Annotated in this window: 2 protein-coding genes; both read left to right on the top strand. The window is 77.1% G+C overall.

What is annotated here, in order from left to right:
• Positions 1 to 14 precede the first annotated feature (14 nt).
• Positions 15 to 15,515: a non-ribosomal peptide synthetase gene (locus SPRI_RS37770; protein ID WP_053556637.1), complete on the top strand. Its 15,501-nt coding sequence runs from the start codon at positions 15 to 17 to the stop codon at positions 15,513 to 15,515.
• Positions 15,512 to 23,062 (top strand): beta-ketoacyl synthase N-terminal-like domain-containing protein, encoded by a 7,551-nt coding sequence (locus tag SPRI_RS39695; protein WP_053556636.1) that lies wholly within the window; start codon positions 15,512 to 15,514, stop codon positions 23,060 to 23,062. Before SPRI_RS37770 ends, SPRI_RS39695 begins: the two co-directional genes overlap by 4 nt.

Raw genomic sequence — 23,062 nt, 5'->3', positions numbered from 1 at the left:
CGAAGGAACCGCAGATGACCAGCCAGTCCGTGCTGTCCGTCCCGCGTCTCGGCGAGGGGATCGTCGAGGTGCGCATCGTCCGGCTCCTCAAGCAGCCCGGCGACACGGTCGCCAAGGACGAGGTCGTCTACGAGATGGAACACGACAAGGCAGCCGTCGAGATCGAATCCCCGACCGCCGGCACCCTGGACACCTGGCTCGTCGCCGAGGGCGACACCGTCGCGATCGGCGCCCCCGTCGCCCGCATCACCCCCGCACCCGCGCAACCCGCACCCCCGACCCGAACCGAAGCCGCATCCGCATCCGCATCCGCAGCCGGATCCGCATCCGGGTCGGGGCCGGCGGCCGAGCCCGCCGCCGGAGCGTCCGCGCACGGCGTCCCCGGCCGGCCGCAGCCCGCCGGAACGCGCCGCATACCGCCCCGCACCCGCGCCCACGCCCGCCGCCTGGGCATCGACGAGGCCACCCTGCCCTCCATCCCCGCCGCCGGCACCAGCCTCATGCCCGCCGACCTCGAACGCCACCTCGCCGCGACCACTACGACACCCCCGCACGAGACCGCGCCCGCCCCGGACACCGCGGCCACCCCGCACGAGACCGCGCCCGCCCCGCCCGCCCCGGGCACCACGGACACGGGGGAGGCCGTGCAGGGCGTGGGGCCGGCCGGCGGCGGGTTCGTGGACGTCGAACAGTCGCGGCGGCAGCGCGAGTTGAACCGGGCCCTGCGGGCCTCGCGGGACGCGGTGGTGCCCGCCGCCGTGGCCGCCGTCGTCGCCGAGGACGTCCTGGAACGGGCGAGGCGCGCGCACCAGGGCGCCGGGTTCGCCACCGTCTTCCAGGCCTTCGCCCACATCGCCGCGCACACCGCCGCCACCGCCCCGGCCCTGCGCTCACGCCGCCTGGACGAGAGGCGGCTGCGCGTCCACGACCACGTCGACCTCGGCATCGCCTGCGCCACCGACGACGGCGACCTCACCACAGCGGTGGTGCGCGCCGCCGACACCCTGGACCCGGCCACGTTCGACGAGCGCTACGCGCAGGCCGTCGAGGACGCTCTCGCCGGCACCTCCCGGGCCGACTCGCGCGTCACCCTGATCCTCTCCCACCTCGGCGGCACGGGCGCGACGCTGGCCGTGCCGGTCGTCGTACCGCCCGCCGTGGCCACCCTGTTCCTCGGCGCCGTCGAGGACACCGGCACCACCCCCGTACGGCGCATGGTCCTGGCCTTCGACCACACCGTGCTCAACGGCAGCGACGCGGCCGCCTACCTCGACGCCCTGCACGACGCGCTGGTCCGTGCCGCCGCCCCGGCCCGGCCGGACACCCCCGCCGCGGCACGGCCGGCCGCCGACCGGGCGGAGGTGACCGACCGGCTCACCGCCCTCGCCGCCGGCATCCTCGGACACCCCGTCGACGCCGAACGGCCCCTGGGCGAACAGGGCCTGGACTCCGCACGCGCCCTGCGCCTGGTCCGCGACATCCGCACCGCCTTCGGCACCGACCTGCCCGCCACCGCCGTCTGGCGCCACCCCACCCTGCGCGCCCTGGCCGCCGTGCTCCCGGCCCCCACCGGCACCACCCCCGAACCGGCCCCCGAACCGGCCCCCGTACCGGCCCCCGTACCGGCCCCCGTACCGGCCCCCGTACCGGCCCCCGTACCGGGCCCGGTGCAGGCGGCCGTACCGGCCCCCGGGCCCGCCCCGGCGGACACGGTGCACGGTCCGGCGGGCGGGGACGACGACGTCGCCGTCATCGGGATGGCCGTACGGGTGCCCGGCGCCGACGACGTCGACGCCTTCTGGTCGCTGCTCGCCGCCGGCGAGTGCCGGATCGACGACGTGCCGCCCGGCCGCCTCGCCGGAGCCGTGCCCGAAGGACTGCGCGCCGCGCTGCTGGAGGGGACCGACCTCTTCGACGCCGCGTTCTTCGACATGACACCCCGCCAGGCCGCCTCCATGGACCCCCAGCAGCGGGCCCTGCTCGAACTGAGCTGGCACGCCCTCGAGCACGCCGGCCTCGACCCCGACTCCCTCGCCGGGACCGGCGTCGGCGTCTACGCCGCCGCCTGCAGCTACGACTACCGCGAACAGCTGGTCCAGCACGAGACGGCCGCCGACGGCTACGCCACCACCGGGACCTTCCCCGCCTTCCTCGCCAACCGCGTCTCCCACCTCTACGACTTCACCGGCCCCAGCATCACCCTCGACACCGCCTGCTCGGGCGCCCTGACCGCGCTCACGCTCGCCGACGCCGCGATCCGCGCCGGCACCTGCGAGATCGCCCTGGCCGGGGCCGCGAACCTGATCAGCAACGGCTTCAACGCCCGCGCCTACCGCACCGCCGGAATGCTCTCCCCGAACGGCACCAGCAAAGTCTTCGACCAGGGCGCCGACGGCTTCGTCCGCGGCGAGGGCGCCGGCTGGATCGTGCTGAAGTCACTGCGCCGCGCCGTCGCCGACGGCGACCCGGTCCTGGCCGTCGTCCGCGCCGGCGCCGTCAACCACGGCGGGCGGGCGGCCTCACTGACCGCCCCCAGCCCCAAGGCCCAGAGCGACCTGATCCGCGGCGCGCTCCGCACGGCCGGCCTCGGCGCCGCCGACCTCGGCTTCCTCGAGGCGCACGGCACCGGCACCCCGCTGGGCGACCCGATCGAACTCGACGCCGTGCGCGAGGTGTTCGCCCACGACCCGCAGGGCATGCCCCGGCGGGCCGCCGGACCCGGGGGCCGGTTGTGGGTCGGCTCGGCCAAGGCCAACATCGGCCACCTCGAAGGCGCCTCGGGACTCGCCGGACTCGTCAAGGCCGTCCAGGTGCTGCGCCACGAACTCATCCCCGCCACCCCCGGCTTCACCCGCCTCAACCCGCACATCGCCCTCGAGGACACCCCCCTCGCCGTCGCGGAGCACGCGGTGCCCTGGCCCGCGGAGCCCGGCCGGCCACGCCGGGCGGCGGTCAGCGCGTTCGGATTCGGCGGCAGCAACGCCCACGTCGTCCTGGAAGAAGCACCCCCGGCCACCCGCCCCGCCCGCCCCGGCGACCCCGGCGCCGCACCGCGGAACGCCCCGCAGACCGTGCCGCTGTCGGCCGCCACCCCCACCGCCCTGGCCCGGCTCGCCGACAGCATCGCCCGCCTGGCCGCACGCGAGGACGCACCCCCGCTCGACGCCCTGGCCTGGACCCTGCAGAGCGGCCGCCGCCACTTCGCCCACCGGGCCGCCTTCACCGTCACCGACCTCGCCCAACTCGCCGAACAGGCCCACCGCTTCGCCGCCGACGGCCACCGACCCCGCCCCGCCGACCCCCGGCTGCGCGACTGGCTCGACGGCAGCGACCTCACCCCGGCCGACTGGGCGGCCCTGCGCCCCGACGGCCCGGCGCCCCGCCGCGTCCCGCTGGTGCCCTACCCCTTCGAGCGGCAGTCCTACTGGCTGCCCACCCCCGTACCCCGGCCCGCCGCACCTGCCGCACCTGCCGCGCAGCCCGGCGCCGGCCCCGACGACGCGCCCGGCCGGCCCCGCTACACCCTCCACGACGGGCACCCGCTGACCCGCCACCGCGTCGGCGGCCGCACCGTGCTGCCCGGCGCCGCCCTCATCGACGCCCTCGCCGACGGCGGACCCGTCGCCCTGAGCCGCCTGCGGCTGCTGCGGCCCGTCCCCGTACCGGCCGGCAGCGCCGTCCACCTGACCTGCCGCACCACCCCCGACGGCGCCACCACGCGCCTGCACCTGGAGCACGACGGCGGGATCTGCGCCACCGCCGTCCCCGCCGCCGCGCCCGCCGCCGCCCCCCGCCCGGCCGACCTCGCCGACGGGCCCGGCCACGACGTCGACCTCGACGCCGTCCTGGCCCGCAACACCGTCGAGGTGGGCCCCGTCTACCGGCTGCTGCACGAGGTCCGCCGCACCGGCGCCCGCGTCAGCGCCCGGATCACCGCCCCCGCCGACACCGACCCGCGCACCCGCCGCGTGGCCTGGCTGGACGCCGCCCTGCAGGCCTCCTGCGCCCTCCTGGACGGCGAGGGACCCCGCGTGGCGGCCGCCGCCGACCACATCGAGTGGAGCGGCCGCATCCCGCCCACCGCCCAGCTCACCGTCCACCGGGTCGCCGCCGGCCCCACCCACGCGGTCCTCGACCTCCAGGCCACCGACCCCGACGGCACCCCCGTCCTGCGGGTCACCGGACTGCGCCTGCACCCGGCCGCCCCCCACCCCGCCGGCACGGCGGCAGCGGGCGCCTCCGACCGGGCTGCGGCCACCCGCGAGGCGACCCCGGCCGGCAGCGAACTCCCCGACGCCGCCCACGAGCAGGCCGTCGCCGACGCCGTCGCCTCCCTGCGCGTCCTGGTACCCGAGTGGGACACCCCCGCACCACCTGCCGCCGTGTCCGCCACGCCTGTTCCCGCACCGCAGCCGTCCGCGCCGGGTGTGCCCGACGGGGACGGGGTACGCCTCCTTTCCCCCCAGTGGATGCCGGAACCGTCCGCCGCGCCGGACGAGGACCCCGGCGGCCCCCTCCTCCTCGTCCACGACGACACCAGCGCCCCCCTCGCCGACCTCGCCGACCCCGGTGCCGGGGGAGGGGCCGTGCGGTGCGCCCTGAGCGGCGGGCGGCTCGACGCGGACGCCTTCACACGGGCCCTGCACCACGCCGGCGGCCGGCCGCCGCGCATCGCGCTGCTGGTCGACGGCTCGTCCTGGAGCGAGGACCGTGCCGGCGCGCTCGCCCTGCGCGGCTGGCTCGAAGCACTGCTGACGGTGGGCCAGGTCCTGGCCCGCCACAACAGCCCGGCACAGGTCACCCTGGTCACCACCCGCCTCGCCGCACCCGTGTCCGGCGCCCCGCAACCGGGCGCCGCCCTGCAGGGCGCCCTGCTGGGAGCACTGCGCACCCTGCCGCGCGAAGCCGGACACCTCACCTGCGCGGCCGTCGACCTGGACACCGCGCCCACCCCCGGCGACCTGGCCGCGGCGTTGCGCGAACCGTGCGCGGACACCGTCGCGCTGACCGCCCTGCGCGACGGCCGGCGACTGCGCCAGGTCTACACCGAGCAGGCCCCGCCCGCCGCCACGCGGAGGGAAGGTTTCGTCCACGGCGGCAGCTACGTCCTGTTCGGCGGCACCGGCGGCATCGGCGCCGCCGTCGCCCGCCACCTGGCCGCCCACTACGGCGCCCGCCTGCTCCTCGTCGGCCGCTCACCGGCCGGCGAGGACACCCGCGCCCTGCTCGCCGAACTCACCGCGCAAGGCGGCCACGCCCGCTACCGCAGCGCCGACATCACCCGCGACGACGACATCGCACGCGTCCTCGCCGACTGCCACGACGCCTACGGCCGCCTCGACGGCATCGTGCACAGCATCGGCTCCGTCAGCGCCGCCCCCCTGCACGAACTGACCGCCCACGACCTCGACGAGGTCCTGGCGACCAAGGTGCACGCGGTCCTCACGCTCGCCCGCGCCCTGCGCGCACACCAGCAGACCCCCGGCACGCCGCCCTGCGCGCTCGTCCTGTTCTCCTCCGTCGCCGGCCTCTTCGGCAGCGCCGGCGGCCTCAACTACGCCGCCGCCAACGCCTTCCTCGGCCACTACGCCGCCGCCACCGACCACGCCGGACCGACCGTCCGCGCCTTCGACTGGGGCCTGTGGCGCGACACCGGCCTCGCCCGCCGCTACAGCGCCCACGTCCGGCGCGAGTACCCCGGCCTCACCGACTTCGACCCGGAAAGGGGAGTGGCCGCCTTGGAAGCGGGCATGTCCGGCAACCGACCTCAGATCGTCGCCGTCGCCGGCGACCCGCAACCGCTGCGCCCGCTCACCGCACCCCCCGCCACCCCCGCGTCCGCCACCCCCGCGTCCGCGTCCGTGTCCGCGGTGTCCGGGCCGGCGGACAACGTCACGGCGGCCGCCGACGACGCCGCCCACCGGCTCGAGGACTACGCCGGCGGGGCGCTCGCCCACCGGATGAGCGAACTGGGCCTCACCCCGGCGCTCGCCGCCGACCCCGCCACCACCGTCCACAGCGCCGCCCAGCTGCTGGCGGCCGTGCCCGAGCACCGGCTGCTGCTGGCCGCGGTCCTCGACCTCCTCGCCGGCCGCCACCGCGCCGGCCGGCCGGTGCCCCGACCCGCCGAACTCGCCCGCACCCGCCGGGCGCTGCTCGCCGACCACCCCGACCTGGCCGGCCACCTCACCCTCCTGGACCGTGCCCTGGAGTCCTACGGGCCGGTGCTGCGCGGCGAGGTGCCCGCCACCGCCGTCCTGTTCCCCGGCGGCGACCTCGGCCCCGTCAGCGCCGTCTACAGCGGCAACCGGCTCTTCGACCCGGTCAACACCGCCGCCGCCCACGCCCTGGCCGACGCCGCCCGCACCGTGCCCGCCGGCGCCCGCATCCTGGAGATCGGCGCCGGCGTGGGCGGCACCACCGCCGCCGCCCTCGACGCCCTCGACGCCCGCGGCGTCACCCGCTTCGACTACGTGTACACGGACCTGTCACCGGCCTTCCTGCAGCACGGCCGCCGCCGCTTCGGCGACCGGATCACCCCCCGGCTGCTGGACATCGAGAAGAACCCCGGCACCCAGGGACTCGCCGAGCACACCTTCGACCTCGTCGTGGCGAGCAACGTCCTGCACGCCACCCGCGACCTGTCCCGCACCCTCGCCCACATCGAGGAACTCCTCGCCCCCGGCGGGCGGCTGCTGCTCGTCGAGATGGTCGCCCCGGCCGCCGTCTACACCCTCACCTTCGGCCTCACCGACGGCTGGTGGCGCTACGTCGACACCGACCGGCGCATGCCCCACGGCCCGCTGCTGGACGTGGCACGCTGGCGCTCGCTGCTCACGGCCCGCGGCTGGAGCCTGACCGACACCGACCACCTGCGCGACGCGCCCGGCTGCGTCGCCCTGCTCACCTGCCGGCCGCCCGCCGCCGGCGCCGACCGCACCGAGGAGATCGCCGAAGGACTGCGCCGGATCGTGCGCGACCTGCTCGGCGACCCGTCGGCCACCGTCCCCGGCTATCTGCCCTGGCAGGAACTGGGCATCGACTCGCTCCTCAACATGGAACTGGTCCAGGCCGTCTCCCGCAGCCACGGCCCGCTGACCGCGACCGCCCTGTTCGAGCACCGCACCGTCGACGACCTCGCCCGGATGCTCGCCCGCCGCACCGCCCCGGACACCCCCACACACCACACCCCCAACCGCCCCGGCACCCACCCCGGCGACGACACCCGGCGCGACGACACCCGGCGCGGCGAGGACACCGCCGGGACGGTGGCACAGCTGCTGGCGCTGGTCGCCGAACTCACCGCCCAGGACCCGGCCCTGCTCGACGCGGACAGCGACTTCCCCGCCCTGGGCGTCGACTCGCTGCTCCACGAGGAACTCACCCAGCGGCTGCGCGAGATGTTCCCCGACCGGCCGGTGCCCGCCACCCTGATCTTCGAACACCCCACCCCCCGCGCCCTGGCCCGCCACCTCGCCCCCACACCCACCGCCCCCGCCGCACCGCCTGCCGGGAGCCGTGCCACCGCGCCCCCCGCGCCCCCCGCGCCGCCGGCCGCCGCAGGCGTGAGCGCCCCGGCCCGCCTGCCCGCCGCCCCGCTCACCGCCGCCCCCGCCGCCGTACCGCCCGCGCCGCCGGCCGGTGCGCCGGCCGCCGCGCCCGGCGCGGCGATCGCCGTGGTCGGCCTCGCCGGCCGCTACCCGGGCGCCCAGGACCTCGACGCCTTCTGGGAACTGCTCAGTTCGGGCCGCACCCCGGTCCGCGAAGTGCCCGCGGAACGCTGGGACTGGCGCACCGCCCGCACCGCAGGCGGCGGCTACGCCCGCTACGGCTGCTTCCTCGACGACATCGACACCTTCGATGCGGCCCTGTTCCGCATCACCCCCAGGGACGCGGCCCTGATGGACCCGCAGGAGCGGCTGTTCCTGGAAGTGGCCCGTGAGGCGTTCGAGCACGCCGGCTACGCCCGCCCCTCCCTGACAGGTCATCACGGCGGGCCGCGGGTGGGCGTGTTCGCCGGGGTCACCGCCAACAGCCACCTCCTCGCCCAGCACGACGCCCGCACCGCCGGCGCCGACAACCCCGAATACGCGGTCACCGCCGCCGCGTCCGTCGCCAACCGCGTCTCCCACGCCTTCGACCTCAGCGGCCCGAGCCTGAGCGTCGACACCATGTGCTCCTCCTCGCTGACCGCGCTGCACCTGGCGTGCCGGGCCCTGCGCGACGGCGAGGCCGACCTCGCCCTGGCCGGGGGAGTCAACCTCTACCTGCACCCCGACCGGTTCGCCGGCCTGTGCGCGCTCGGCATGCCCTCCAGAGGCGACCGCACCCGCAGCTTCGGCGCCGGCGGCGACGGCTTCGTCCCCGGCGAAGGCGCCGGCGCCGTCGTCCTCAAACGCCTGGACCGCGCCGAGGCGGACGGCGACACCATCCACGCCGTCATCCGCGGCACCGGCCTCAACCACGGCGGCGGCACCGGCGGCTACACCGTCCCCAACCCGCGCGCCCAGGCCGCCCTCATCGACGCCACCCTCAAGGACGCCGGCCTCGAGGCCGCCGGCATCGGCTACCTCGAGGCCCACGGCACCGGCACCGAACTCGGCGACCCCGTCGAACTGCGCGCCCTGGCCCTGGCCTTCGAAGACAGCCGGCCCGCCCGGGAACCGCTGCGCATCGGCTCGGTCAAGTCGAACATCGGCCACACGGAGGCCGCCGCCGGCATCGCCGGACTGACCAAGGCGATCCTCCAACTGCGCCACCACCGCTTCGTGCCCACCATCGGCGCCGACCGGCTCAACCCGAAACTCGACCTGGACAACACCCCCCTGCACATCCAGCGGGCCACCGAACCCTGGAGCGGTGACCGGCCGCGCCGCTGCGCCGTCAGCTCCTTCGGCGCGGGCGGCGCGGGCGCCCACGCCGTCCTGGAGGAGTACCGGATGCCGCCGCCCGCCGGCACCGGCGCACCCCTACCGGTGCTCGTGCCGCTCGCCGCGCCGGACGCCGACCGGCTGCGCACCGTCGCCCGCCGCCTCGCCGACACCGTCGACGACGCCACCGCGACCCTCGCCGACATCGCCCACACCCTGGCCACCGGCCGCGACCCGGGACCGCACCGCGCCGCCGTCACCGCCCACGACCACGCCGAACTGCGCGCCGCGCTGCGCGCCCTGGCCGAGGACACCCCCCACCCCGCCCTCACCACCGCCGACCACCCCGGCCCCGACACCGGTGACCACCCGCACGCTCACGACGACGACGACGGCGGGCGCGGCGCCGCGCGGGCCTGGGTCGCCCACGGCACCTACCGGGCCCCCACCGGCCCGGCACGACGGGTGCCGCTGCCGCCCACCCCCTTCGCCCGCATCCCCTGCACCGTGCCCGGCGCCGGCCGGCCGGCAGCCGAGCGGCCCTCCCACATGCCGCTCACCGACACCGTCCGCGTGCCCGCCGCCCGCACCGTCACCGCCCGCCTCGGCGGCGCCTCCCGCTGGGTGCGCGACCACATCGTCGACGAACAGATGCTGCTGCCCGGCGCGTTCCACCCCGAACTCGTCCACGAAGCGCTGATCGCCGCCGACGAGAACCCCTACCGCACCGACATCCGCGACCTCGCCTGGCCCCGGCCCGCCACCGGGCTGCCCATGACCGTCACCACCCACCTCGAGGAACCCGACACCCACGGCACCCGCCGCTTCACCACCACCGTCGCCGGCACCCTCGTCGCCCAGGGCACCACCCACCCCCGGCCCGCCGACGGCGCCGGCGCCCCCCTGCGCCCCCACCTCGTCTACCGGCCCGCCGACCTCGACGCCCGCCTCGACGGCCACGACACCGGCACCGACGCCTTCTACCAGGCCTTCACCACCCACGGGTTCACCTACGGGCCGCTCTACCGCACGGTGCGGCGCACCGCCGTGCACGGCGAGGAGACCACCGCCGAACTGCGCCTGCCACCGGGCGAGGACACGGACGGACGCCATGTGCTGCACCCCGCCCTCCTCGACGGCGCCTGCCAGAGCGCCGCGTACCTGCTGCTCACCGAGACGCCCGCACCCCGCAGGCTGCGGCCCCTGACCATCGGCCGGCTCACCGTCCACCGACCCGCCACCACCGGCGCCTACGTCCACACACGCCGCGTCAGGCGCGACGAGACCGCCGGCGTCCACGTCTTCGACCTGTGCCTCATCGACCCCGACAACGGCGAGGTCCTCGCCGAGATCGACGGCTTCCGCATCCGCGTGGACACCACCGCAGTGCCTGCCGCCCTCACCGCACACCCCGAACCGGCCACCGCACCCGCCCACCCGGCCGACGTGCCGCTGGCCGGCTACCGCCTGGGCTGGCACACCGCCCCCATCGGCGACGACACCCGCGCCGGCACCGACGGCCCGCTGTGGCTGATCGGCGACGGCTCCGGCACCCTCGCCGCCCACGCCCCCGGCCACATCCCGGCCGCCGCCCTGCTCGAACCCGGCCCCGGCCTCGACGAGCAGCAGCTCGAGCGGACAGCGGCCCGCACCGGCACCCCGGCCACCGTCCTCATCGACCTCACCCACCTCACCGACCCGCACCACCCCGGGCTCGGCACCACCCCCCTGCGCCTCGAACAGACCCCGGCCGCCTGGGAACACTTCACCACCACCGCACTCACCCCCCTGTTCACCCTGCTGCGCACCCTCGTACGCAGCCGCGCCCTGGACGGCGCCCGCATCCTGCTGGTGACCCGCACCGCACCCGACGGGCACCTCACCCCCCTTGTGCGCGCCCTGCACAGCCTGATGCGCACCGCCGCGGGAGAGACCGGCCGGTTCACCCTGCGCCTGGCCACCCTCGACGCCGCCTGGGCGCTGGCGGACCCCGACGCCGCCCGCACCGCCCTCCTCGCGGAGACCGCCGCCGACGACGCCGACTGGACCCGCCTGGGCCCCGCCGGCCGGCGCCGCACCGCCGTCCTCACCCGCACCCCCGAACCGGCCCCCGGCACCGCCGGCACTCTCCTCGACGGGGCCGGCACCTACCTGATCACCGGCGGACTGGGCGGACTGGGACGGCACATCGCCGCCGGCATCCTGCACCGTGCCCCCACCGCACGCCTCGTCCTGATCGGCCGCTCGGAACCGGACGACGCCGCCCTCGAGACCCTGCGCCGCGCCGCCGCCGGCGACGACCGGATCATCTACCGCCGCTGCGACGCCACCGACCCCCGACAGGTCGCCGACCTCGCCACCCACCTCGCCGACAGCCGCATCCGCCTGCACGGCGTCGTCCACGCCGCCGGAGTACTGCGCGACCAGTTCCTGCGCGGCAAGACCCCCGAAGCCGTCCAGGCCGTGTGCCGCAGCAAGATACTCGGCGCGCTCCACCTCGACGCCGCCCTCGCCGACCACCCGCTGGACTTCTTCGTCCTCGCCTCCTCCCTCGCCTCCCTCGTCGGCAACCAGGGCCAGAGCGACTACGCCTTCGCCAACGGCTTCCTCGACCAGTTCGCCCACCAGCGCGCCCGCTGGGCCGCACGCGGCCTGCGCCCCGGCCGCACCCTGACCGTCGGCTGGCCGGTCCTCGCCGACGCGGGCACGGCCCCCGCCCCCGACACCCTGCGCTACCTCGAACAGACCTACGGCCTCGCACCGGTCGCCACCCGCGACGCGGTGGCGGCCCTGTGGCCCCGCCTCACCGCCGCCACCACCCCCGACACCGCCTACATCGCCCTCGTCGCCGGCGACCACACCGTCTGGGACCGGGCCCTGCCCACCACCACCACCGTCATCGAGACGGCCCCCACCGCGCCCGCACCGGCACCCGCGCCCGCCGCCCCCGCCGCCACCCCCGCACAGGACACCGCCCCCGCACGGGCCGCCCTGCGCTGGCTGGGCGAACGCGTCGCCGAGGCCGTCGGGGTACGGCCGGAGACGATCGACCCGCAGGCCCCGCTCACCGACTACGGCGTCGACTCCATCTCCCTGATGCGCCTCAGCCGCATGCTCGAGGACGACCTGGGCCGCATCCCCCTGTCTGTCCTGCTCGACAGTGCCACCCTGCAAGAACTGACCGACCGTCTGCTCGCCGACATGGGCCCGCAGCTGACCGCCGCCGTCACCGCGGCCACCACCCCTGCCGCCGGCCCGGTGCCGGCCACCGCGGCCACGCCGGACGCCACCACCGCTGCCGCGCCTGTCACGGCGGCCGGCCCGCACACACCCGCGACCGCGACCGTGCCCGTGCCTGTGGAAGCGGGCGTCGACGACGACCGGACCGCCGTACTGCCCGACCGGCTGGCGGGGATGTGGGCCGCCGACCAGGGCGCCGCGCCCCACGCCCCGTACAACATCAGCCTGGCGTGGCGGCTGCCCGCCACCGCCGACCGCGAGGCCCTGCGGGACGCCGTCGCCGCCCTGGTGCGCCGGCACCCGGTGCTCGGCTGCCGCGTACGGCCCCACGACGGCGCCCCCGCCTTCCTCCCCGCCCCTGACACCACCGCCCTCGCCACCCGCATCGTCGCCGAGGACACCATCGGCCAGGCCGTCAGGGACGAGGCGGACCGGCGGATCGACACCTCCGCAGGACCGTTGCTGCGTGCCGTCCTGTGGGAGCCGCAGGACGGCGGCCAGGGCCCCGTCCTGCAGCTGACCACCCATCACATCGCCGTCGACGGACGCTCCGCCGAACTGCTGCGCGACGACCTCGCCGCCCTGTACACCGCCGCCGCGCACGGCGGCCCCGCCCCGGCGCCCGCCGCCCCCTTCGCCCGTGCGCTGCGCCGCGAGCAGGAGACCGGCGCACCCGGCGCCCTCCAGGAGGACGAGCGGTACTGGACCCAGCGGCTGGCCGGCGCCGCGCCGCAGGGCGTGCTGTTCCCCGGCGGCGGCGGGCGGGCCGGGGCCGCGGGAGGCCACCGCGAGTACCGGATGCCGCCCGCCCTGTCGCAGCACCTCGCCCAGGTCGCGCAGAGCGCCGGCGTGCCGCCGTTCACCGTGCTGCTCGCCGCGTTCGCCGCCGCGCTGTCCCGGGCCACCGGGCACCGCTCGTTCCTCGTCGCCGTCCCCACCTACGGGCGCACCTCGCGCGAGGAGGAGACAAGCGTCGGCTGCTTCGTCAGCACCGTGCCGCTGCGGATCGACCTCGACCCCGGCCGGCCGGTCACCGACTGGCTGAAGGACCTGAACCAGGAGGTGCGCGGCGCGCTCGGCCACGCCCGGCTGCCCTACCCGCGCCTGGTCGAACTGTGCCGGGCGGCGGGCGGCGAGGACGCCGTGCCCACCGTCACCCTCGCCTACCAGAACTGGGAGCGCACCGGCGACGCCCCGACACCGGACGGCTGGGAGCCGGTGTACCGGCGCGGACAGCGCGGGCACTTCGACCTCGGCCTGGAGGTGACCGACACCCCCGCCGGCACGGAGATCCTCGCCAACCACCGCACCGCCGTCCTGGACACCGCGCGCGTCGACGCCTTCGTCGAGGACCTGCGGCGCACCGCGGCCGAACTGGCCCGCCGCCCCGCCACGGTGGGGGAGCTGCTCGACCCGGCGGCCGGGACCCTCGTCACGCGCTTCGCGGCCACCGTGCGCCGCCACGGGCGGGCGACGGCCGTCGAGGACGCGCACGGCAGCCTCAGCTACGCCGAACTCGACGCGCTCTCCGACGACATCGCCCACCGGGTGTCCCGACTGGCCGCGCCCGGCGCCCCCGTCGCCGTCCTGATGCACCGCAGCATGCGGCTGCCGGCCGTCCTGCTGGGCATCCTCAAGAGCGGACGCCCCTATGTGCCGCTGGACGACTCCTACCCGAGCGAACGGCTGAAGCTGGTCGTCGGGGACGCGGGATGCGAGGTGGCCGTCGCCGACCGCGAGCTGACGTGGCTGCTGCCGCAGCGGCTGCGGATCGTCGACCCCACCACCCCTGCCACCCCCACCACCCCTGCCGCCCCGGCCGCGGCCCTCGCCGGTGCGCCGACGGGCGGGCAGGGGCGGGAGCCGGCCGCGGCGGTGTGCGGGCCGGACGACCTCGCCTACGTGATGTTCACCTCCGGCAGCACCGGACGGCCCAAGGGCGTCCCGGTCACCCACGCCAACGTCGTGCACACCCTGGAGGCGATCGCCTCCACGGTCGGCATCACCGAGGACGCCCCCGGGCGGCTGCTGGCGGTCACCACCCTGTGCTTCGACATCTCCGTCCTGGAGCTGTTCCTCCCGCTCCTGACCGGCGGCACCGTCGTGATCGCCGAACGCGCGGACGTCGTCGACGCCCGCCGGCTGGGCCGGCTGATCGACGAGCGGGCCGTCACCGCCATGCAGGCCACCCCCGCCGGCTGGCAGCTGCTCGTGGACGGCGGCTGGAGCGGCCGGCGTGAACTGACCGCCCTGTGCGGCGGGGAGGCACTGCCGCCCAACCTCGCCGCCGCGCTCGCCGAGCGCACCGGCAGCCTGTGGAACGTCTACGGACCCACCGAAGCGACCATCTGGTCCACCATCGGACCGGTCACCGCCGGCGGCCCCGTCCACCTCGGCGGGCCGATCGGCGCCACGGACCTGCTCGTCACCGACACCGCCGCGACCCGCGAGGCGGCGGTGGGGGAGAGCGGTGAACTGTGGATCGGCGGCCCCGGCGTGGCCCGCGGCTACTGGCAGCGGCCGCAGCTGACCGCCGAACGGTTCACCGGCCACCCGCTGCGGCCCGAGGGCGGCGGACGCTGGTTCCGCACCGGCGATCTCGTACGCCGCGACGCCGACGGCCGGCTGGTCTTCCTCGGCCGGGCCGACAGCCAGGTCAAGGTCCGCGGCCACCGCATGGAGCTCGGCGAGATCGAGACCGTACTGGGCGGCCACCCGGCGCTCGCCCGCGTCGTCGTCACCGTGCACGGCGAGGGCCCCTCCGCCCGGCTGCTGGCGATCGCCGTCCCGCGCGCCGGCACCGCCCTGCCCGACATCGGCGCACTGCGCGAGTACGCCTCCGCGGCGCTGCCGCCGTGGATGCTGCCCGACCGCCTGATCGCCGCCGAGCAACTCCCGCTCACCCCCAACCGCAAGGTCGACCGGCAGGCGGCGGCCCGCCTCGCCGACCCCACCACCCCCGCCCCCGCCGACACGGCACCCGCGCCCGCGGCCGCATCCGCGCCCGCCGACACGGCACCCGCGCCTGCGGCCGGGCCCGAATCCGTACCGGCACCGGCGCCCGTCGGACGGGCGGCGATCGCGGACCGGGTCGGCGCCCTGTGGCGCGAACTCCTCGAACTCGACGACGTACCGGGCGACCGGAGGTTCTTCGACCTGGGCGGCAACTCCCTGCTGCTGGGGCGGCTCTTCGCCCGCCTCGACGACGCCTATCCCGGCGCCTCGCTCGAACTCGCCGACCTGTTCGCCCGGCCGACCCTCGACGACCTCGTCGGCCTGCTCACCGCCCGCCTGGGCGGCGACACGGGCCCGGCCCCCGCCGACCGGCCGGGAACCGCCCCGGTGCCCGCCCGCCCCTCCCGCCGTGAGCTGCGGCGCGCGTTCCGACTCGGAGACGAACGATGACCACACCGCCCAGCGGCCCCGACCTCGGGCAGGACCCGAACGCCGTCGCCGTCGTCGGCATGGCCTGCCGGTTCGGGCCCGCCACCTCCGTCGAACAGCTGTGGGACCTGCTCGAGCAGCAGCGCTCCGGCATCCGCCGCTACAGCACCGACGAGCTGATCGCCCTCGGCCACGACCCGCGGACCGTGCGGCACGAGGCGTTCGTGCCCGCCGGGGCCGTCCTGGAGGACGCCGACGCCTTCGACGCCGAGTTCTTCGGCTACAGCGCCCAGCACGCCGAATGGCTCGACCCCCAGCAGCGGCTGCTGCTGGAGGTCGCCTGGCACGCCCTGGAGGACGCCGGGTTCGCCCCCGACGCCACCGGGCTGCGCACCGGCGTGTACGCCTCCGTCGGCCAGCCCGTCCACCCCCCGGTCCGGATCACCGAACTCGACGCCGCCGGGATGATGCGCTTCTCCTCCACCGACAAGGACTTCGCGGCCGGCCGCATCTCCTACAAACTCGGCCTGACCGGACCGAGCATGAGCGTGCAGTCCGCCTGCTCCAGCACCCTGGTCGGCCTGCACCTGGCCGCCGAGGCCCTCCTCGCGGAGGAGTGCGACCTGGCGGTGGTTGCCGGCGCCTCCCTGCACTTCCCGCAGGCCGGCTACCTCGCCGCCCCCGGCATGATCCTCTCGCCGAGCGGCGAGTGCCGGCCCTTCGACGACACCGCCGACGGCACCGTGTTCGGCAACGGCGGCGGCGCGCTCGTCCTGCGCCGCCTCGCCGACGCGCTGCGCGACGGCGACCCGGTGCGCGCCGTGCTGCGCGGCAGCGCCGTGGGCAACGACGGCGCCCGCAAGATGGACTACCACGCACCCTCCCCCGAGGGGCAGGAGGCGGTGATCCGCGAGGCGCTGGCCGTCGCGGGCGTCGACCCGCACTCGGTGGGCTGCCTGGAGACCCACGGCACCGGCACCCCCATGGGCGACCCGATCGAATTCGCCGCCCTGGAACGGGTCTACGGCGGCGACCGCCCGCACCCGGCGGTGATCGGCTCGGTCAAGTCCGTCCTCGGCCACCTCAACACCGCCGCCGGCGTCGCCGGCGTCATCAAGGCCGTCCTGGCCCTCGAACACGCCACCGTGCCCCGCCAGGTCCCCTTCACCGCACCCAACCGCGCCCTCGGCGGCACGGGCAACCTGCGCATCGCCTCCCAGGACGCCACCGCCGACGGCTGGCCGGTGCCCGACGGGCCGCGCCGCGCCGCCGTCAGCTCCTTCGGCATCGGCGGCACCAACGCCCACGCCGTCCTCGAACAGGCCCCGCCCACCATCCGACCCGAACAGCCCCCACACGCCGGACAGGCAGGGCAGAACGGGCCGGCGGAGCACGCTGGGCAGGACGCCGGTGACGGCCCCGTGCGGTGGGCCCTGCTGTCCGCCCACACCGAGACCGCGCTGCGCACCTGGGCCGGCGCGCTGGCCGGCCCGGCCGGCCGGCTGCCGCTCGCCGACGTCGTGCACACCCTGCGCACCGGCCGCAGCCACCGCCGCGTGCGCTGCGCCCTGTCCGCCGCCACCCCCGGCGAACTCGCCGTCAAACTCCGCGCCCTGGCCGACGGCGGGGACCTGGCCGCCGACGCGGCACCCAAGGACCTGCAGCCGTGGCTCACCGGTCAGGGGCCGCTGCCCGACGCCGGACCGCAGAGCCACGCCGCCCGCCGCGTCCGGCTGCCCGGCTACCCCTTCGCCCGCACCCGCTGGCCCCGCCCCGGCGACGACGGGCAGACACGCACCGTGCGGCCCGACGAACCGGTGGCCGCCGACCACGTGGTGGCCGGCCGGCCCGTGCTGCCCGCCGCCGCCCAGCTCGACCTCGCCCTGCGGGCCGCCCGCCGCAGCGCCCCCACGGCCACCGGACTGGCCGACATCGCCTTCCACCGGCCCGTGGAGGTCACCGCCCCGGTGACCCTGCGCACCGTCACCGACGGCGACACGGTGCGGATCGTCTCCGACCACACCCACACCCAGGCCCGCGTCGTCACCGACCCCGCCGCGCCGCCCGCACCGCTCGATGTGGCCGCCCTGTCCGCCGCCCACCCCGACAGCGCCGAACCGGCCGAGCTGTACCGCTACTTCGAGGACAACGGCGTCCGCTACGGCCCCGCCTTCCAGGTACTGCGCGAACTGCGGCACGGCCCCGGCGGCGCCCTCGCCCGCGTCGCCGCCACCACGGCCGCCCCCGCCGACGCCGACGGGCAGATCCTGTCGCCGTACGTCCTCGACGGCGCCCTGCAGACGGTGATCGGCTGCGTGCTGCGCGAGGACCTCGGCGGGCAGACGTTCATCCCCTTCGCCGTCGACGCGCTGAACGTCCACGGCCCGCTGCCCGACGAGGTGTGGGTGCAGGTACGCCCGCGGCGCCTGGCCGGCGGCGGCCGCCAGGTCCGCAAGTACGACGTGACGGTCGGCGCACCGGACGGGACACCGGCCCTCACCCTCGAAGGACTCGCCCTGCGCCCCACCCGGCCCACCACCCCCACCGCACCCACGACACCCGGATCCGCCGGATCCGCCGTGTCCGACGGGGCCGTCGTTCCTGCCGGGGTGCCCGGAGCCGCCGTGACCCGCCTGCCGGCCGACGTGCACCTGTTCACGCCCGCCGAGGTCCCCTTCACCGCCCCCGACGCCGACGCGGCCGCCGCCGGGACCGGCGGGTGGGGCGGGCCGCTCGTCGTCATCGGCGAAACCCCCCTGGAGGGCGCCGACCTGCGCCTGCCCGACCCTCCCGACGCCCAGGCCGCCGCGGCCGCCGGCGCCGACCTGGCCGGCCGCCTGCCGGAGGGCGGCGTGCCGGTCGTCGTCTGGCCGCTGCCCGCCGACCCGGGCTCCGGCCCGGGGGCCGACGCGCTGCGCGTACTGGCCCTGCTGCGCGCCCTGCTGGGCCCGCTCGCCAGGCGCGGCGCCCGCATCGTCGTCCCCCACCCCGCGGGCGGCCTCGACGACACGGCCGCCGTCACCGGCAGCGGCCTGGCCGCCCTGGGCCGCTCCCTCGCCGGGGAGAACCCGCGCTTCCACCTCACCGCCCTGGCCCTCGGGCCCGGCACCACGCCCGCCGCCCTGACCCGCGCCGTGCGGGCGGCGGCGGCCCACCCGCCCACCGCCCGCCGGCTGAGCACCGGCCACGAGGGCGCCCTCACCGAACCGGTGCTGCGCCCCTGGACCGTCCCGGCGCCCGCCGGCCCGGCGTTCCGCCACGGCGGCCGCTACTGGATCAACGGCATGGGAGCCCTGGCCGCACTGCTGGCCGGCCACCTCGCCGGCACCTACGCCGCCCACGTCGTGGTGACCGGCCGCTCCCCGGCCGAGGGCGAACGCGCCGCCGAGCTCACCCGCCTGTCCCGGCACGCCGCCCGCACCGGCGGATCGGTGACCTACCACCGCCTCGACAGCACCGACCCGGCGGCCGTGCGCGCCTTCGCCGACCGCCTGCACGGCGAGGGCACCGTCCACGGCGTCCTGCACTGCGCCGGCACGCTGCGCGACTCCTTCATCCTGCGCAAGGACAGCGCCGACGCCGACACGGTGATCGCCGCCAAACTCACCTCGGCCGCCGTGCTCGACGAGGCCACCGCCCACTGGCCGCTGGACTGCTTCGTCGTCTACTCGTCCGTCTCCGGCGCCCTCGGCAGCCCCGGCCAGGCGGACTACGCCTTCGCCAACGCCGCCGCCGACGAACTGGTCGCCCGCCGCGCCCGCCGCGTCACCTCCGGCACCCGCCACGGGCGTTCGCTCTCCGTCGCCTGGCCCTACTGGGCCGACGGCTCCATGCGCACCGGCGGCGACGCCGAACAGATCCTCGGCGCGTTCGGCATGCGCCCGATGCCGGCCGACGTGGGCCTGGCCGTCCTCGAGACCCTCCTCGCCGCCCCGGCCGCGGACCCCGCGCCCGTCGTCCTCTTCGGGGACCTGCCCCAACTGCGGGCCTCCTTCCCCCTCCTGACCGGCCCCGACCCGGCCCCGGCCGCCGCGCCCGCCCCGGTCCCGGCGGTTGCGGCACCGGCCGCACCCGCACCCGCGCCCGCCCCGGTCCCGGCGGTTGCGGCACCGGCCGCACCCGCACCCGCGGCCGCGGCGGGGGCGTTGGAGGACCGGCTGCGGGCCGCGGTCGCCGAGGCCACCCGTACCCCCGTCGGCGACGTGAGCCCCGACCGGCCCTTCGACGACCTCGGCATCGACTCGCTGCTCGCCATCCGCGTCGTCGAACTGCTGGAGAAGGACTTCGGCCGGCTCTCCAAGACGCTGCTCTTCGAGTGCCGTTCGGTCGCCGAACTCACCGAGCACCTCCTCGAGGAGTTCCCCGAGCGGTGCGCCGAACTCACCGGCACCACCACCGAAACCACCCCCGGCACCACCCTCGGCGCCACCCCCGAAGCCGTCACTCCCGGCACCGGGGCGGCCGGCGCAGCGGTCGCCGTCTCCGCCGGCCCGCCGCAGGCCGAGGAACCGCCCGCCTCCTCCACCGCCCCGCTGGACACCACGCCCGCGCCCGCCCTGCCGGCCGGTGCCGCCGGGCGGGCCGAACTGCCCGGCGGGAGCGGGGACATCGACCCGCGGGCCGTCGCGATCATCGGTGTCGCCGGCCGCTTCCCGCAGGCCGAGGGCCTGGACGAGCTGTGGGCCAACCTCCTCGCCGGACGCGACAGCATCACCGAGGTGCCGCGCGAACGCTGGGACGCCGAGGCCCTCTACGACCCCGACCGCTCACGCGTGGACCGCACCTACACCAAGTGGGGCGGCTTCCTTCAGGGCGTGGAGAACTTCGACGCACCGCTGTTCAGCATCTCGCCCCGCGAGGCCGGCACCGTCGACCCGCAGGCCCGGCTCTTCCTGGAGGCCTGCTGGGCCGCGCTGGACGACGCCGGATACACCCCCGACACCCTCGTGAGCACCGCCGACCCCGTGCACCGCAAGGACGTCGGCGTGTTCGTCGGCGCCATGTACGGCGAGTACCAGCTGCACGAGGCGGAGGAGCGGCTGCGCGGCAACCCGGTCCTGGCCAACAGCGCCTACTGGTCCATCGCCAACCGCGTCTCGTACTTCTTCGACTTCCAGGGCCCCAGCACGGCCGTCGACACCGCCTGCTCCTCCGCGCTCACCGCGATCCACCTCGCGGTGGAGTCGCTGCGCGCCGGCAGTTCGAAGGTCGCCCTCGCCGGCGGCGTGAACGTCCTGATCCACCCCAACAAGTACTTCATGCTCGGCCAGGGCAGGTTCGCCGCCGGCGACGGACGCTGCCGCAGCTTCGGCGCGGGCGGCGACGGCTACGTCCCCGGCGAGGGCGTGGGCGCGTTCGTGCTCAAACCGCTCGCCGACGCGGTGCGCGACGGCGACCACATCCACGCCGTCATCCGCGGCACCGCCGCCAACCACGGCGGCCGCACCAACGGCTACACCGTGCCCAACCCTCGCGCCCAGGCCGACCTGGTCACCAAGGCTCTGCGCGACGCGGGCCTGACGGCCGGCGATCTCGACTACGTCGAGGCGCACGGCACCGGCACCGCGCTCGGCGACCCCATCGAGATCCGCGGCCTGGTCTCCGCGTTCGCCCGCGACGGCGTCAAGGGCGCCGGAGACCTGCCGATCGGGTCCGTGAAGTCGAACGTCGGCCACCTGGAGTCGGCGGCCGGCGCGGTGGCGCTGGCGAAGGTCCTGCTGCAGATGCGGCACCGCACCCTGGTGCCCTCCCTGCACGCCACCCCCGCCAACCCCGAGATCGACTTCGGCCGCATCCCGTTCACCGTGCAGCAGAGCACCGCACCGTGGCACACCCGCGACGGGGCGGCCCGTCCGCTGCGGGCGGGCATCAGCTCCTTCGGCGCCGGCGGCGCCAACGCGCACATCGTCGTCGAGTCCCCGCCCCCGTCCGCGCCCCGCACGCCCGGCGGGCCGCAGCAGGTCGTGGTGTTCCTGTCCGCCCGCACCGACCAGGCGCTGGCCGACACCGCCCGCCGCCTGCACAGCCACCTCACCGCCGCCCGCGCCCGCGGCCAGGAGCCGCGTCTCGCCGACATCGCCCACACCTTCGCCGTCGGACGCCCCGCCCTGGAACGCCGCGCCGCTCTGGCGGCCGACTCCCTCGACGCGCTGCTCGCCTCCCTCGAAGCCCTCGCGGCGGGCCGCCCCCGCCCCTGGCGGCGCACCGAGGCCGCCGCGGACGACCCGGTACGGCTGTGGCTCGACGGGGGCCGCGTCGACCGCGCCACGGTCAGCGGCGCCGGGCCGGGCGCCCGCCGCATCCCGCTGCCGCACTACCCCTTCGAACGCATCCGCTGCTGGTACGACCTGCAGATCGAGCACCTGCACCACAAGGGCCTGGGCACCGCCACGGCCGAACCGGCCCTGTCCCGCCCCCACCTGCGCGACTTCGGCCGCCCCCACACACCGGCCCCCGCAGCCGCGCCGGCGCCGAGCCCGGCAGCTGACCCCGCGCCCACGCCGGCGCCGCGCCGCGCACCGGAAGCCGCGCCCGCGCCCGCGCCGGTGCCGCGCCGCGTGGAGCCCGCGCCCGCCCTCGTGCCCCGCCCGGCCCCGGCGTCCGCGCCGGCGGCGCCGGGCGCCGTGACGCCGCCCGCGACCGACCGGCCCGACCCACAGGAGACACCACCCATGACCCGTGACCGCAAGATCTCCCTCCGGCCGCTGGGCACGGCGCCCACCCCGGCCCCGGCCCCGGCCCCGGCTCCGGCTCCGGTGTCCGTGGCGGCTCCCGCCCCGGTCCCGGCGACCCCGACCCCCGCCGCTGCGCCCGCCGCACCCGTTGCCGCCCCGTCCGTCGCCCCGGTCGCCGGCGCGGTCGACCCGGCGGTGGCGGACCGGGTCGCGGAAGAGGTCGGCGAAGTGCTCGCCGGGGTGCTCTACATGGAGCCCGCCGATCTCGATCCGGAGCAGAGCTTCCAGATGCTCGGCGTCGACTCGATCCTCAGCGTCGAGTTCATCGCCCTGGTCAACGCCAAGTACGCCATCGACATCAAGGCCACCGAGCTGTACGACCACCCGACGCCCGCCGCGTTCGCCCGCCATGTCGCCGCGACGCTGGGCGGCACACCCCCGCCCGCCCCGGCACCCCACGCCACCACCCCCGCCCCCGCAGCCCCGGCCGCGACGGCCCCGGCCGCGGCGGCGCCGGTGGCGGCGGGGGAGCGGACGGCGGCCGTCCTGGAGACCCTGCGCGAGCAGCTGGCCCAGACCCTGTACTGCGACGTGTGGGACATCGACACCGACGCCACGTTCAACAGCCTGGGCCTGGACTCGATCCTCGGCGTCGAGTTCGTCGCGTTCCTCAACAACGCCTACGGCCTCGACGAGAAGGCCGGCGTCCTCTACGACCACCCGAGCCTGGCCGCCCTCGCCGCCCACATCACCTCCCGCACCGCCCCGCAGCCCGCCGGCGCCGTCCCGGCCGGCAGCGTCAGCGCGGCCGACCTCGACGCGCTGCTGGCCGCCGTACGCGACAACCGGCTCACCGTCGAGCAGGCCCTTGCCCTGCTGCCCCAGCACACCTGA

This window comes from Streptomyces pristinaespiralis, assembly GCF_001278075.1.
Taxonomy (GTDB): domain Bacteria; phylum Actinomycetota; class Actinomycetes; order Streptomycetales; family Streptomycetaceae; genus Streptomyces; species Streptomyces pristinaespiralis.
This window is presented reverse-complemented; position numbering and strand designations above follow the sequence as displayed.